At 33.7% G+C, this 15,747-nt stretch carries 16 protein-coding genes and 1 tRNA gene; 12 read left to right on the top strand and 5 right to left on the bottom strand.

Annotated elements, in window-relative coordinates; genetic code table 11:
* Nucleotides 1-121: 121 nt before the first annotated feature.
* From TZ01_RS04840 to TZ01_RS04815, 6 genes are all read left to right on the top strand, one after another.
* Complete coding sequence (locus TZ01_RS04840) at nucleotides 122-1,063, top strand: DUF5305 family protein (RefSeq protein ID WP_048101668.1); 942 nt, start codon at nucleotides 122-124, stop codon at nucleotides 1,061-1,063.
* Nucleotides 1,060-2,259: a signal peptidase I gene (locus TZ01_RS04835; protein ID WP_048101667.1), complete on the top strand. Its 1,200-nt coding sequence runs from the start codon at nucleotides 1,060-1,062 to the stop codon at nucleotides 2,257-2,259. The genes TZ01_RS04840 and TZ01_RS04835 overlap by 4 nt, the downstream gene beginning before the upstream one ends.
* A 34-nt stretch (nucleotides 2,260-2,293) precedes the next feature.
* Nucleotides 2,294-2,725 carry a hypothetical protein gene (locus TZ01_RS04830; protein ID WP_048101666.1) on the top strand — a complete coding sequence of 144 codons (432 nt, stop codon included), beginning with the start codon at nucleotides 2,294-2,296 and terminating at the stop codon, nucleotides 2,723-2,725.
* Nucleotides 2,676-2,930 carry a winged helix-turn-helix domain-containing protein gene (locus tag TZ01_RS04825; RefSeq protein ID WP_162216766.1) on the top strand — a complete coding sequence of 85 codons (255 nt, stop codon included), beginning with the start codon at nucleotides 2,676-2,678 and terminating at the stop codon, nucleotides 2,928-2,930. Before TZ01_RS04830 ends, TZ01_RS04825 begins: the two co-directional genes overlap by 50 nt.
* Before the next feature lie 88 nt (nucleotides 2,931-3,018).
* Nucleotides 3,019-3,624, top strand: coding sequence for a winged helix-turn-helix domain-containing protein (locus TZ01_RS09185; protein WP_052656758.1), 606 nt, complete (start codon nucleotides 3,019-3,021; stop codon nucleotides 3,622-3,624).
* Between the two features lie 145 nt (nucleotides 3,625-3,769).
* Complete coding sequence (locus TZ01_RS04815; protein WP_048101664.1) at nucleotides 3,770-4,327, top strand: hypothetical protein; 558 nt, start codon at nucleotides 3,770-3,772, stop codon at nucleotides 4,325-4,327.
* 954 nt (nucleotides 4,328-5,281) lie between these two features.
* Here the strand turns inward: TZ01_RS04815 and TZ01_RS04805 are convergent.
* A tRNA-Val gene (locus tag TZ01_RS04805) sits at nucleotides 5,282-5,353 on the bottom strand.
* A 211-nt stretch (nucleotides 5,354-5,564) separates the two neighbouring features.
* On the opposite strand from TZ01_RS04805, the gene TZ01_RS04800 reads away from it, so the two are divergent.
* Complete coding sequence (locus TZ01_RS04800) at nucleotides 5,565-6,623, top strand: archaeosine biosynthesis radical SAM protein RaSEA (RefSeq protein WP_048101662.1); 1,059 nt, start codon at nucleotides 5,565-5,567, stop codon at nucleotides 6,621-6,623.
* Here TZ01_RS04800 and TZ01_RS04795 read toward each other — a convergent pair.
* Both TZ01_RS04795 and TZ01_RS04790 read right to left on the bottom strand, forming a co-directional pair.
* Entirely contained in the window at nucleotides 6,606-7,241 is a 636-nt protein-coding gene (locus TZ01_RS04795; protein WP_048101661.1) for a hypothetical protein, read from the bottom strand. The genes TZ01_RS04800 and TZ01_RS04795 overlap by 18 nt on opposite strands.
* Nucleotide 7,242: 1 nt before the next feature.
* Nucleotides 7,243-7,815 (bottom strand): chorismate mutase, encoded by a 573-nt coding sequence (locus TZ01_RS04790; RefSeq protein ID WP_054963827.1) that lies wholly within the window; start codon nucleotides 7,813-7,815, stop codon nucleotides 7,243-7,245.
* A gap of 115 nt (nucleotides 7,816-7,930) precedes the next feature.
* Here TZ01_RS04790 and TZ01_RS04785 point away from each other — a divergent pair, with 115 nt between their 5' ends.
* From TZ01_RS04785 to dnaJ, 4 genes are read left to right on the top strand one after another with little or no spacing between them, the layout of a single operon-like run.
* Entirely contained in the window at nucleotides 7,931-8,887 is a 957-nt protein-coding gene (locus TZ01_RS04785; RefSeq protein WP_048101659.1) for a thiamine-phosphate kinase, read from the top strand.
* Between the two features lie 46 nt (nucleotides 8,888-8,933).
* Nucleotides 8,934-9,452 carry a nucleotide exchange factor GrpE gene (locus tag TZ01_RS04780; RefSeq protein WP_231563421.1) on the top strand — a complete coding sequence of 173 codons (519 nt, stop codon included), beginning with the start codon at nucleotides 8,934-8,936 and terminating at the stop codon, nucleotides 9,450-9,452.
* Between the two features lie 6 nt (nucleotides 9,453-9,458).
* Nucleotides 9,459-11,333, top strand: a complete 1,875-nt coding sequence (gene dnaK / locus TZ01_RS04775; protein WP_048101657.1) for a molecular chaperone DnaK — start codon at nucleotides 9,459-9,461, stop codon at nucleotides 11,331-11,333.
* A 6-nt stretch (nucleotides 11,334-11,339) separates the two neighbouring features.
* A complete protein-coding gene (gene dnaJ / locus TZ01_RS04770) occupies nucleotides 11,340-12,431 on the top strand; it encodes a molecular chaperone DnaJ (RefSeq protein WP_048101656.1) in 1,092 nt (363 codons plus the stop codon).
* Between the two features lie 14 nt (nucleotides 12,432-12,445).
* Here dnaJ and TZ01_RS04765 read toward each other — a convergent pair whose 3' ends face one another.
* Nucleotides 12,446-13,174, bottom strand: a complete 729-nt coding sequence (locus TZ01_RS04765) for a hypothetical protein (RefSeq protein WP_048101655.1) — start codon at nucleotides 13,172-13,174, stop codon at nucleotides 12,446-12,448.
* A gap of 399 nt (nucleotides 13,175-13,573) precedes the next feature.
* Between TZ01_RS04765 and sor the strand changes: the two genes are divergently transcribed.
* Entirely contained in the window at nucleotides 13,574-14,497 is a 924-nt protein-coding gene (gene sor, locus TZ01_RS04760; protein WP_048101654.1) for a sulfur oxygenase/reductase, read from the top strand.
* Nucleotides 14,498-14,564: 67 nt separating this feature from the next.
* Here sor and priS read toward each other — a convergent pair whose 3' ends face one another.
* Nucleotides 14,565-15,701: a DNA primase catalytic subunit PriS gene (gene priS, locus TZ01_RS04755; RefSeq protein ID WP_048101653.1), complete on the bottom strand. Its 1,137-nt coding sequence runs from the start codon at nucleotides 15,699-15,701 to the stop codon at nucleotides 14,565-14,567.
* Nucleotides 15,702-15,747 lie beyond the last annotated feature (46 nt).

Genomic DNA, 15,747 nt, shown 5'->3' with positions numbered 1-15,747 from the left:
AAATCCTTAAAATAAGTTGGCAAAAAATATTATACATAGCTATTATACTAACAATTATTATTTATCATTACTAAGTATATTTAATAAATAAAAGTTAAAACATTCCCGGCCCTTAACATTTATGAACAAAAAACTATACATTACATTAATTGTAATTTTTGCATTACTCATTATTTTCTCATCAATAATAATTATGGAGCCAAGGGAGCACACAAAAAATATTAACGTTACAGATTTTGCATCAAATGCTAAGATTAATGTTAATGATTCTTTAAAAAATAACAGCCTTTATAGTGTTAGTACACTGTATAACCCATCAGTAATTTATAAGAATATATCAAAAAACATGACAGTATATGTAACCGGAAATTTCCTTGCATCCGAGGCACAATCGGTTTTAATTCAATATACTGTATATGCTGTCTCATCTGAACCCTCGTGGACAAGAATATTTATGCAAAATTCAAGCAGTTTTACCTTTTCCGGGAGCCATGAAATTAATGATATGGTTATTCCATTAAATATATCCGGCATTTACAATAAGGCTGCAAGCATAGATAATGAACTGGGTTATACGTCCAGCATGCCTGCAATTGATATAAACTTAACAATAATTGACGCAAATACCGGAACATCATCATCAACAGGGATAATAATAAACGGTGCAAATAAAGAATATACAATATCTTATGGAAAACCGGCTAGCATGACCTCTGATACTGACGTTAAGGATTCCTATGGTGGCAAACCGGTAATTCCAGAACCGCAACTTTATGGATACATTATAATGGCAGCATCCATTGCATCAATAGTTATAATATCACTGTCCTTTTTGGGCTTCCCAAAAAAGAGGAGTGAGATGGATAAAAACATCGATGAATACTCAGACAGAATTATTGAAATTAAATACATGCCCAGGGGAACATCTATTAAGGTTGATTCATTCTCGGATCTTGTTAAACTTTCTGACGCATATCATGAACCGTTATTTTACATAAAAGAAAAAAACCTATTTTTTGTATTTCACGATTTTAAGAATTATGTATACGGTGATAATATATGAAAAAAACATTTTTTCTTATTATTATTGGATACATTTTTTCATATCAAATGATTTTACATTATACCAAAAACGCATGGCTAGCTGTAATACTACCGGCTATTATATTTATACCATTGATACCCAAAATAAAAATAAAATTTAATAAAGATGTAATAAAACTGGGCATACTTGCATTGTTCATGGAATTTTTTTTAATAGAACCTAGCCTTGTATTTAAAAAAATTGTATTTCATTTTTATATAATCCCATTTTTAACAAGCGTTGTTTATTCCATCATAACTGCATTTATTTTTATACTGATTCTCATGGCAATTAAGGAAACCAAAATCAAGAGTTTCCTGCTTAGAGGTTTACTCTTTGGTTCATCTGTTTTACTTTATTATTATCCATACAGTGCCCTGATTAATACAAAAACAATCTTCTCATTTGCCGTTTTCAATATAATTTTTATATTTTTTCTGGGCATTACAATTATATTTATTTATAATAAAAGCGGTTATAATTTCCTTGCAACATTACTTTTTATTCTTATTTTCGCAATTTTTGCATCGTTCCCTATCATTATAGAAATCTCAAAATATTATTACCTTATCTGGCAGATGATTACTCTTTCACTTATAATATTTTTAACAGATCTTATGATTAAAAACTCCTTTGAATTTTTAAATATTTTCAGGAGTAATAAAATTAATTTTAAAAAATTGCTCAAAAATTCCAAATATATTATAATATTTCTGGTGGTTATTACCATTCTCTCAATTGCAATATCACCTGGAATAACTGAACACAGTTACTTTGTTATAGGAGACCCCACAGGAAGCATGTATCCTGTTATTAAACCAGGGTCTGTGCTTGTTGTTGGTCCTATTAACACAAAATCAATTAAGGTGGGCGACATAATAGTTTTCAATGCCCCCTGGGAAAATGGAACGCTTTTCGCACATCAGGTTATAAAAATATGTCACATCGGAGGGCATGAGTATTTTAGAACCAAGGGTGTTGCCAATCCAGCCCCTGACCCCAAACCGGTTCCACCATATGACGTTAAGGGACGCGTTTTGTTTGCAATTCCATATCTAGGTTATGCATTAATTTATTCAAAACTTGTCCTTGCCGTTGTATTTGTTGGAATAGCCGGAATTTTAATATACCCCGGAAAGCGGGGTTCATGGAAGAATACTAATATGAGGTGGTAGGAATGGAAAATTATAAAAAAATGAGGTGTGAACAATGAGTGATAATCTTACAGTTTTTTTCGACAGTTCTGAATGGGAAGAATCATTTAATGAATATCCTGGAAAATTAAGTAAAGATTACATCCCGGATATTATTATAAAGTCAAAATCTGGAGAGGAGCGGATACCGGTTCTTTTATTATCCGGGGAATCTAATAAAAAATTGAAAAAACTTCAGGAGTTCATTGATTATGTGCCTGGAAGCTCATTTAATAGGAGAATCTGCATATATTCTGGTAATATAACACCGGAAATAAGGATAATGTGCAGTAAGTACAATATTACCCTGTGCAGAAAAATAGTAATTAACCATGGAAGTTTTTATAAAACAATAGAGGCCACAGATATTAAAAAAAGCTCAGGTCCCAACGATGGCCATGGCATTGATAAAATCCAAAGAAGGGAAAAAAATCTTTATAATACGTGAGATGCTGGAGGCCATAAAATTAAGTGATGGAATGAACATAACAAAAATAATCTATAAATGCAATTTAAATTATCAATATGCAATAAAGCTTCTTGAGGATCTTGCCGGCAGGGGGGTAATTCAACTTATAGATTATAAGGGAGGTATAAAATATAAAATTACTGCAACTGGTATTAAATATCTTAATGATCTTAAATCAATCTGATTTAATCATTTAAATGCTTTTATTATACAAATGATCTATCATAATCATCATAACACAAACTTTATTAATACGATAATGTTTAATATTTATGAACAAAAATAATGAACTTCAGGTTTTTGATTTTGAACATTTATGTCTTGATAATTCAAATTTTTTGTTGGAAAACGCCAAAATCATACTAACAGAAAGGTGGAAAGTTTTGGTTTTGTTTCTTTCTGGAACCATAATTGAAAAGATAAATATTTTAAAAAATATTAAAATTCCGGAAGATATTCCATTATATGCAAAAATTGGTATATACGCTGGAATGGTAGATAGCAACATTAAAAAAATTGCCCATGAACATGATATTAAACTAGTTAAACAGCTCAGCTTCAGATCAAGTTTGTATAATATTATTATACGGACAAACGATAATAAAACAAAAATAAATTTTTTTGATAGGGAATCAAAAAGATCAAAGATTCAGATAGAAAAGGAAATACTTGAAATATTGAATTCTAGGGAAAAAATGCCAATAACAAAAATAGTTTATAAATGCAATTTAAATTACAAGTACTGTTCAGATTTACTTAACGATTTAATAAAAATTAATACCATTGAGGTTCTTGAAGAAAAGATGGGTATAAAATATAAAATCACACAGTTTGGTAGGGAATATTTATCCAATTTAAAAAAACTTGGAGAGATTTAAATTCAGGCGCCTTTTTGGATATCATTGGAAGATTTATTTTTACCGGTACCGATTAAAAACATCCTGTATAATTATATCTTGGATATTTAAGGTTTAGAACATTCATACATATGCATTTAATAAGGGGCTTTACAATATTAAAATAATGCTTTATGAATTCCTAACCCTGATAATATATTTCATACTTCTCTTTGTATTTTTATTATACATAAAAACCAGAATGGCAACGTTGCTTAACTTAATGGACAGAGAAAAAAATCTTACTGATTTACTTTTTTTAAAAAAGCTTCTTAAATTTATCTACAAAAATAATCTAATAAAAAATCTTGAAATAATTTTAGATAAATTAACCATATACAACGATTCAAGTGTTATGGAAATATTTAATGATATAATTCCTGAGGCAGAGAGTGATATAATTGATATATATCAGCCATTGAATAGATTTGGGGAACTTAAAAAAAAGTATGATATGATTAATGAAAACTATGTTTGGTTACTCTATTTTTCAATAACATATCCCGTTATTTTAATTATTATTTTTATAATAAATCTTTTTAGGTTAAAAATAATATTAAGCCTTTATTTTGGACTAATATTATTCTGGGCAATTTTAATTATGGCCGTAATAACATCAATAGCCATGGCAGTCCATACATTAAAACTCATAATGGGAACCTTAAATGAAATAGGGTCTGTATAAACATTTATTTAATTACCGGTCACTGGTAGAAAATCTAAATACAATAAATTCAAAAGATTATGGGCTCTAACAGATTTTATTAAAGTTTTAATCCAATACAATAATTCCAATAATCAGAGAGTAATATTCTTATATTTATGGTATATATTCTTATTTAGAATATATGGTGACTTTAAATTTTGGCATCTGTAAAAATTGCGGTCATGAAATTGTTTTCTTTGAAGGTCAATGGAAGCATCACATAACCCGGGCTAATCTATATCATGTCCCACACTGGCCTGCAGGTCATGTTATAACCATTGACTGCAAAAGGGATTCCTGTAAGTGTTTAATGCCAGAACTTGATGAATCAAAGGGGCAGAAATCAAGAATGGTTTTATTGGATAGACATATGGACAGATAGGGGAAGATCATGCTGCTATACACTGTAAACAGGATCATGACCGTCGCGATGTATATAGGTATACTTTCTCTTCTTATAGTATCGATTGGGTTATATTTATATTACTCTGGTGTGTACACAGATAGCACATCAAACATCTTCAATATTGGAAAGTCACTATTTTTATTGTCTCTAATTTTTCTCATTGTTGGCTGGATATACAAAGTCAAGAAAGGCAAAGCCAACAAAGGATAGGTTTAAGAATATAATAATTCAATGACATTGTTGAGGGCAAAAAATTGAGTTTTGGTGAATATATTTATCATATAATATTGGTCACAATTGTTTCCATGGTCTTGTTAGTCATGAATATTATGGCTTTTAGCAAAAGATGGGGCCAATTATCTCTTTATTTTTGACCTTGCATACGTAGTTGAAATAGGGTAGATTATGTTGCCCTATCCTTATATCCCGGTGTGGAAATTAAAAATGAAAAGGGATAATTATTCGATTAAAATAATAATTTACTGCCTGCCTATTCATTAAAAATAAGACTCAATGATAACTGTAAATGGGCCCGACCGGATTCGAACCGGTGACCTCCTCCGTGTCAGGGAGACATCATACCACTAGACTACGAGCCCAGTGAAGGTTTATTTTAAGATGATATATAATTTTTTACTTTTAATGAAAATTAGGATTATATGGTAAAAATAATAATATATATGTTATATAAATTAAAAGTTAAATAAGATGATATTGATAATTTTTTAAATTCCTATGCAGATTATAAAAGAAAATAAATGTTTTTTAAAAGGATAATTATAATATAGATCATTAACATGTTAATTTAATATGGAAAGCAGGGAACTATCACTTTATATTAGAGGTTTAATCCCCGGGGATAAAAAAGATGCAGATGCAAACAGACCTGTTTCAGTATGGAAGGAGCTTGACAGGTTACGGGGATTTCCTGAAAAAACAGTTGTCTGCATATTTAGAACAACTGGCTGTGCATGGTATAGGTTTAGTGCATGCTCAATGTGCGGGTACTTTAATGATACATCAGATAATATTATTGATGAGAATCTTTTTAAGCAGGTTGATGAACTTTATAATTCACTTGGGGATGCCAGGGTCGTTAAGATCTTTACCTCTGGAAGCTTTCTTGACCCCCGGGAGGTATCTCCATCTGTAAGGAACTACTTCTTTGAAAAAATGAAGGGAAAGGTTGACAAAATACTGGTTGAATCAAGAACAGAATACATAAGGAAGGACATACTTGAAGATATTAAGCGCCATAATATTCCTGTAAGAATTGCAATAGGTCTTGAGAGTGCCAATGATTATATTATGAAATATTCAATTAACAAGGGCAGCACGCTGAAAAAATATCTGGATGCAGCAAGGCTCATTAAGGAGGAGGGTTTTGAGCTGAGAACCTACCTGCTTTTTAAGCCACCGTTTATATCGGAGCTATCAGCAATAGCTGATGTTGAAAATTCTGTAAAAATATCTGCACAGTATTCAAACGATATATCAATAAACCCAATGAATATACAAAAAAATACACTTGTTGAAAAATTATGGAAGAAGGGTTTGTACAGGCCTCCAAGAATGATATCACTTGCAAGGATTTTAATAGAGATGTCAGGGCATAAATATCCTGTTCTTTCTTATCCCACAGGTGGTGGCAAGGAGCGTGGCGTTCACGATGATAAGTTTGATAAAAAACTTCTTGATTTAATAGTTAAATCATCTCTTGAACAGAATTTCTCGGAACTTAAGGAATACTACTCATCACTGGATCTTTCATTGTATAATTATGAACTTGATCTTGAGGATAAACTTTTACTGCAAACCGACTATAATACCCTTGTAAAAAGAATATCGAGATCATCCATTTTTTATTAAATTTTTGATGTAATCAAGGCCCCCCTGAATTTCGTCTATTACATTCTGAGTATATTTATTCATTAATATTGTATCATAAAGTATTTCCTTGCTTTCCTGTGAACTAATGCTGCACAGGTCAAGATATTTTTCATAGGAACTGGTTTTTATACTTCCATTCTGAGGTCTGGAAATCATGGAAATAATATATGGTTTTACCAGTATTTCAGACATTAATCTATCATGCTGGTCTGCACTCAGGCTGATTATATTGTAATCTGGAAAAATATTTTGAATTTTCCCCATGGAATCAGGTGGTGATATATCGTTTATAAATACTATATCCTTAATCTTACCGTAACTTCTTGGACCAAAAAGTGGATGTATGCTTATTATGCTGTTTTTAAATTTTAAAAATCTTAGCTTCACTGATGATAATTCTATAAATCCGGTAAAAAATTTGTATTTGTTTATTATATTTTCCTCCTGGTCAGGTGGTATTGCCAAAAATGCATAATCTGATTTCTTTAAATAATTAAAAAGCTTTTCCTCATTATCAACATCGACGCCGTATGAATCTGGAAATATTTTCATTAAAAGCGAACCCAGATTACCCTTACTTCCAACTACCGTAAACATACTATCTTATTATTACCCTGTATATATTTTCTCTATTCTCCAGAAAATTCTTTGAAATTAGCATTTGCCTGCCATTGATTATTATGTCACCGCCATAATTACCATTTACATCTACATACACGTCAGGGTCCTCAATTTTATGGTTTATAATATGTATACCAGGGCCGGATATCAAATTTTTATATTCTTTATTTTCAGAAAATACCACGGACCCTGGATTTAAAATAAATTTTAGCATTCCAAGCAGATTTTTGGTCTCTCCATTAAATTCCATGTAATTATTTCCATTAATATTTTTGTATACATACCCTGGTAAATTTAACTGGGAATTAGACTCATAATGTATGGAAAATTCAAAAAGTATATTTAATACAGACTGTGTAAATCTATCCCCGGAGATAAGCTTTATTATCTCCCTTTCACGGTTATAATCATGTATCTCCCCGCCGTTCATTTTTTTTATCTCCCCAATTTTCTGAGCCAGTTTAATTCTCTGTTTTAGCAGCCTTATTATTTCCCGTGAGTTTTCAAGCATTTCCCTTCTGAGATTTTCAAAGTCTGATATTAATTCCATCACCCATGACAATATTTATCACACATATATATAATTTTTTGAGGGAAAATATAATCCCTGATGTTTTTTATAAAGTAATAAAAAACGTTAAATCTCTCAAGGCAATAACTTTCTGTTGAAACTAAGTGATATAGGTGAAAGGCGAATAATAGATTTAATATCGAGGGATAGGGAACCCGATGATTGTGCAGTGCTTAACATGGGATCATTTGATTTGCTGTTATCCACAGATGTAATAACCAGAAAAACTCATATACCGGAGGGGGCAAGCCCTGAAATGGCTGGAAGCTTTTTTGCAGCCATAAACCTGAGCGATATAGCTGCAGATGCGGGAATACCTGTGGGGTTTCTGGTATCACTTTCAATATCCCCAGATTATGACATGGAATATTTAAAAAGATTTTATTCCGGAATATACAGTAAATTATCAGAATTTAACATAGGCATTATAGGCGGGGATACAAAGGAGGGTGATGATTTTACGGCCTCAGGAACAATAATTGGAAGGCAAAAACCCTCACTTATTCGCAGGAGATCAGACATAGCAGTAAACCATTATGTGCTTGTAACAAATTCTCTTGGGAGATCAGGTGCAGGCTATCTATTTTATAAAAATTCATATAAAACTGAATATGGAATAAAAAAAATGCTTGAAATTCATCCAAGGATAATGGAGGCACAGATTTTAAGCATGGCCGGTGCCCGGTTTATGATGGATTTATCGGATGGGATATACTCATCCATATATCAGATGAAGCACGATTATAATATAGGATTTAAAATAGATTATAACAAAATTAAGAAGGACCCTGATGTTTCCAGGGCAGCGCAAATTTCTGGTGTTTCAGAATCAGATATTGTAATGTCCTTCGGTGGTGATTATGAATTATTTTTTACAGTTGAAAAGAATAATTACGATTCATTTAAAAATAGGATAAATAAATACAAAATAGATGCATACATAATAGGAGAAACATATGATGGTCCAAATATGGTGTATTATGATAGCTGGGTTAATGTAAATGAAAGGGGATATGAACACTTCCTTAAGGACCCGCTGGATAAAAAGTAAATGTTTATATAAAAAATATTTATATAGAAGAACATATAGACTTATGATGAACCAAAACAAAGAATATATAGACCCCTTAGAATACGATATTGAAGAAGCCAGAAAGAGATTAAATATGTCAAAGAAAAACAATGAACTTGAAAAATATATGGAAATGTATAAACAGACCCTGGAAGATCTTAATGACTACAAGAATCTTTACATACGGCAGAGATCAGAGATGGAGAACTACGCAAAATACAAGGAACGTGAGATTGAAAACATCAGAAAAAATGCCGGCAGTGAGATAATTAAAAACCTTCTACCGGTGCTAGATACACTTGATGCTGGAATGATACACGATCCAAAACTTGAACCAGTGAGATCGCAAATAATAAAAATATTAAGCTCATACGGACTAAAGGAAATAGCAGGTAAGGGGGAAAAATTTGATCCTAACCTTGAGGAGGCCATAGGTGTATCAGATCAGGGTGAGGATGGAAAGGTGCTTGAGGTAGTTCAGAAGGGATATATGTTAAACGGAGAGGTTTTAAGAACCGCAAAGGTAATAGTTTCAAAAAGGTGAGTTAAAATGAGCAAGATTATAGGTATTGATTTAGGAACAAGCAATTCAGCAGCAGCAGTAGTTATTTCAGGCAAGCCAGAGGTCATTCCGGCAGCCGAGGGAGTCTCATTGGGTGGAAAATCCTTCCCAAGCTATGTTGCATTTACCAAGGATGGCCAGCTGCTTGTTGGTGAACCTGCAAGAAGGCAGGCTTTACTGAATCCAGAGGGTACAGTTTACGCAGCCAAAAGAAAGATGGGTACAGATTACAAATATAAAATATTCGGAAAGGAGTATACACCCCAGCAAATATCCGCATTTATTCTGCAAAAAATTAAGAAGGATGCAGAGACATTTCTTGGAGAGCCAGTGACAGATGCTGTTATTACCGTTCCTGCATATTTTGATGATAATCAGAGGCAGGCAACAAAGGATGCAGGTGCAATTGCCGGTCTAAATGTAAGGAGAATTATTAATGAGCCAACAGCAGCATGCATGGCTTACGGTATTGATAAACTTAATGAATCGCTTAAAATATTAATATATGATTTTGGTGGGGGTACACTTGATGTAACAGTTATGGACTTTGGTCAGGGAGTATTCCAGGTGCTTTCAACGTCTGGTGATACCCACCTTGGCGGCAGTGATATGGATGAGGCTATTGTAAACTTCCTTGCAGATGATTTTAAACAGAAGGAGGGCATAGATCTAAGAAAGGATAAATCTGCATACATAAGATTGAGGGATGCCGCGGAAAAGGCAAAAATAGAGTTATCAACAGTTCTTGAAACTGATATAAACCTTCCTTATATAACTGCCACGCAGGAGGGTCCAAAGCATCTTGAATACAAGCTTACAAGGGCAAAGCTTGAGGAGCTTGTGGCACCAATAGTTGAGAAATCAGCCGAATCATTAAATAAGGCCATAGAGGGTGCAAAGCTCAAGAAGGAGGATATAAATAAAATCATACTTATAGGTGGACCAACAAGGATGCCATATGTTCACTCATTTATAGAGAAATATTTTGGCAAAAAGCCTGAGGGTGGTGTTGATCCAATGCAGGCTGTGGCAATTGGTGCCGCAATTCAGGGTGCTGTACTTACCGGGGATATTAAGGACATAGTGCTTCTGGATGTCACACCATTAACACTTGGAATAGAAACACTTGGTGGTGTAATGACACCGTTAATACCTGCAAATACAACAATACCTGTTAAAAAATCCCAGGTATTTACAACAGCAGCGGATATGCAGACTGCTGTAACAATACACGTTGTTCAGGGGGAGAGGCCACTTGCCAAGGATGATGTATCCCTTGGAATGTTTAATCTTGAAGGTATTCCTCCAGCACCAAGGGGGGTTCCACAAATAGAGGTTACATTTGATATAGATGCCAATGGCATATTAAATGTTTCAGCAAGGGATAAGGGCACAGGAAAGGAACAGAGAATCACAATATCCGCATCAAACAAGCTTTCCAAGGAGGAAATAGAAAGAATGAAAAAGGAGGCTGAGGAATTCGCCGAGAAGGATAAGCAGGAGAAGGAAAATATAGAAACATTAAACAATGCGGAGAGCCTTGCATATACCGCTGAAAAAACAATCAATGATGCCGGTGATAAAATAGACAGCGCAACAAAAGATAATATAAAGGCCATAGTAAAGGACTTAAGGGATGCAATTTCACAGAAGGACATACCAAAGGTCAAGGAGATTACAGAAAAACTTACCAAGGAAATTCAGGAGGTTGGGGCAAAGATGTATGCCAGTGCCTCGGCCAATAACCAGAATAATACAGGTAATGCCGGCACTTCCGGTGAGAATCAGTCGGATAGTTCAAATGATAAGACATCCGGTGAAAACAGCGATACCGTAAACGCAGATTATAAGGAAAACAAATGATGGAACATGGCAGAGGACTACTATAAAATCCTGGGTGTCGACAAAAATGCAACGCAGGATGAAATAAGGGCAAAATTCAGGGAACTTGCAAAAAAATACCATCCTGATTTAAATCAGGGAAACCAGGAGGCCGAGGAAAAGTTTAAGCAGATTGCCGAGGCGTATGAGGTGCTGTCAGATCCACAAAAAAGACAGCAGTATGATGCCACCGGATCTGCCGAATTCAATGGCGGCGCATCCAACTTTAACTGGCAGGACTTTACGCACTTTGATGATATTAATGATATATTCAGCAAAATTTTTGGCGGTTTTGGCGGCTCATCCGGCGGCGATTTCTTCGGCGGCGGATATACAAACCAGCCAGATCTTGATATATACATCAGGGTTAATATAACACTGGAGGACGCATATTATGGCACATCAAAATCTGTCAAGTACAAGAGGGATGCAATGTGCGATGCCTGCAATGGTACAGGCGCCGTTGATGGCAAGCTTATGACATGCCCAACATGCCACGGCACAGGCCAGGAGAGAATAACACGCGGCCAGGGATTCTTCCAGATGGTTACAGTAACAACATGCAGAACATGCAACGGCAGGGGTAAAATACCTGTTAAACCATGCCCGGTATGTAAGGGTACAGGCACGGTACCAAAAATGGAGAATATATCTATAAATATACCCAAAGGTGCAGATACAAATATAAAGCTCAGGGTTGCAAAAAAGGGCAACTCATATGGTGGTGTTACAGGGGACCTCTATGCCGTAATATATGTCCAGAATAATTCAGAGATACGCAGTTCAGGGGATAATTTATATGTAAAGCATCACATAGACTTTCCAACAGCTGCCCTGGGCGGCGAGGTTGAGGTTTCATTGTTTAAAGAAAAATTTAAATTAAATATTCCGGCAGGTACACAGCCTGATGATGTTCTAAGAATAAAGGGTGCAGGAATGCCCAGAATAAACTCACATGGTTCCGGGGATCTTTTGGTTATCATTAAGCTTGATGTTCCAAAGCATCTAACAGCAAAGGAAAAGGAACTCATAGAGGAACTAAAGGGTGAACCCACCAAAAAATCATGGTTTCACATATAAATAAATTTTTAAATTTATAATAAATCTATATTTTTAAGCCTTTCCTTAAAATCATGTTCTGTTGTATCAAACAACGATGTTAATTTAATTAAATCCTCACCCTCAACCAGCTCCTTTGCCATGCTCCTGTATGGGTCAAGATCATTCTTATTTATTATGCCCTTTTCTGCAAGGTCAATTATTGTTTCCCATCCATTGAGCCTTATATACTGATTTGGTGATTTTAATACATTAAAAAGAAATTTTTTATATTCCTCATAATCGCCATCAACAATTACACCCCCGGACTTTAACAGCGGTAGCATATGCCATGTGTCACTTACAACACCTGCATTCTGGCTTTTAAGGCTCTCTATAAACACGTTCTTATAGGGTATAAGGTATGTTTTGTCAAGGTAATTTCCAAGAATCAGGTCTATGGCATTCCACCATGCGGTTAAATCCCCAGATTTTATATATGGAAGCAAATACTCCTTTCTGGAAACAATATCCTCCTTTGTTATGTACCCTGCATCAGCAAATCGCCTTGCAAGAACCCAGGCATGAACCTTAACCATTTCATCATCAGTTGTTAAAAGGCCCAGAAACTGATTTTTATTCTCTATCACATAGTCCTTTGTAAGTATCCCATTGTCTATTAGAAAATCAACCTTGTACCATGCATCAAGTCTTGAAAACTGGTCTTCAAGAGATAATGACTTTAAATAATATTCCTTATTTTTTTTAATAACATCCTCTGCCATATTAAAATAATGTTATTTTATTATAAAAAACTTTTTTTAATAAATTATCATGTATATTATTCAAATTCATGATATTTTATTCATAAAATCAGAAATTTATTTATATAATTCGTCAATATAAATGATAAAAATTCCTAAATAGGATTTTTCTTTAAAATATAAATTAAAATTATAATATTTTATCTCTCGTTGCATTATTTTCTTTAATAATTAAAAATAAGTAGATATATATAAAATATATGATTTATAAATATATTATGGTATAATTTTATATAATTATTTCATTTTTAGATATCTAATGATATTTTCATTAAAAGTTTGATTAATATTAAAAATATTCATAAACATGATTAAAAATGTTTAAATATGAATATTAAATTATACACATGGTGACAAAAAGTGCCAAAACCATATGTAGCAATAAACGAGGTAGAAATGTTAAATGATGAGACGACAATGAAAATGTTCCAGCAGGTTGGTCCAAAGGTTTGCCAGGTTACAGCCAGGCATCCCGGGTTTGTTGGATTCCAGAACCATATGCAGTTTGGTATAATACCGCTCGGAACAAGGTATGGTGGCGGATCAATGGACATGACCAAAATGAGCACAATGAACGTTTACCAGTACACAATGTGGAAAAACATAAAGGACCATGAGGATATGCACAGGGACAACTTCACATCAATATTCAGATTATGCTCTGCATGTTTATCACAGGTTGTATACGGACCATGGGAACCATTATATGAAATTGTTGATGCAAACATGCCTGTAAATACAGAAATGACGGACTTTACAGTAATGTTTGGCAAGAAATTTGCAGCAGGTGACCCATCTGGAGTACCACCAATATCAATGCCATATGGAAAAAGAACAATTGCCCTCTCAGAGCATACAGTAAAGAAGGATATGCAGAAGGAATTTGAGAGCAATATAATGGAGGTCATGAAGGATTTCGAGCATGCCCCCGGATTCCTTGGGTACATGATACTTAAGGAGATTGGAGTATCAGCAGTAGGTTCATTCCAGCTCAAGGCAAAGGGAATACATGAAACACTTGAATCAAACGGCGAGGTTCCAAAGGATCAGGAAGGTGCATTCAAGCCAGAGGAGGCAGTACCAACACCACCTGAATACAGGGTGCACATGGAATGGTCCTCACCAGAGGATGCAATGTTCGGAATAGGCAGGGTATTATTCGCACATCCCGCAAGGGAACTGCACGACAAGGTACTGGATACATTAATAAGGGGTCCATACATAAGACTATTAAACCCAATGATGGAAGGAACCACATGGAGAGAGTACCTTAACTCTCCATAAATTTTATTTTTAAATAATTTTTTAATTTTAATGCCTATTTTTATTTAAAATTTATAAAAAGAATAAATTATGTGACAAAATCAGATACACCTATGGCATTTGTAAATACTGCAACATACAATGGTACCTTATGCTCACCATTGCCTAATATAAAATGCTCATTGTTCATGGCAATTTCAAATTTATTTATTTTTATATTAATTATTTTTTCCTTCTCCTTAAATACATCAGGTATGGCCTCATTTAAGGGATTAAAATCTCTTAAATAATCTATTTTTAAGGGTTTTACCATTAATCCAGTTTTTCCATGAAGGCTTAATGGAAATCTGATAAGCCTGTGTATATCTGTTGTAACAGGCTCATCTATTTCAGCAAGGTTACCCTTTTTAAAGTTTTCAATGATGTATTTAAATATATCCCTGTTATATGTAATTTTGTTTTTCGCATCAAATGAATCCATGATCTTAAATTTATTTCCGGATTTATCGGTAAAAAAATCAATAATTTTTTTTCCGTTAAAATACTTTTGGAGATAATTTATATAGTTATTGTAATTTCTGCCAAGTATTGATTTTATAATATTCTCATCAATGTTTTCATAAAATTCTGAAATGTAGTTATTTAATTTTTTAAGTATACCGTAGTTAAAAAAATCATCGTCAAGGTTTTTAAGGTCATCAATATTAATACCCTCGATTCTTATATAATCACCTATTTCCCTTCTGGCATCAGAATCCAGCTGGTATACGGCATCACTCTCTATATGTACATGATACCCCCTGCCACCGGAAAAGTATAAATGAATGTTATCCTCGGTAAAACCAAAATCGTCCATGAGAACATTTATAAGTCTTAATGTATGCTTTTTTACCTCATCCAGTATCTGTGCATACGTCATCTTATTTGCACCCTCTATATGATCTGCATCAAGATCAAAAATCAGTTCTGCACCCAGCCATTCCTTTTCCTGCATTCTTGTAATTTCCGGATGCCTGTAATATGCCGATGAATAATAAAGATGCCTGGGCACAATTTTTTTCACAAATCTTTCTATTTCAATGTTGTTGTTATACATTCTGTGCCTTACCATGCTTCCATTAAATGGAATATACCCTATTTCCCTCTGGAATAGAAGATCCGGAGGTTTTATAGGATTTTTCACATAATAATCTCTAAAATAATCCCTGAGTTCTAATTTTTCCACCCAAACCAATTATTTTTTTTCTTATAATATTTTGCATAGCCTAAAT

This window comes from Acidiplasma sp. MBA-1, from assembly GCF_000949015.1.
GTDB lineage: Archaea > Thermoplasmatota > Thermoplasmata > Thermoplasmatales > Thermoplasmataceae > Acidiplasma > Acidiplasma aeolicum.
This window is presented reverse-complemented; position numbering and strand designations above follow the sequence as displayed.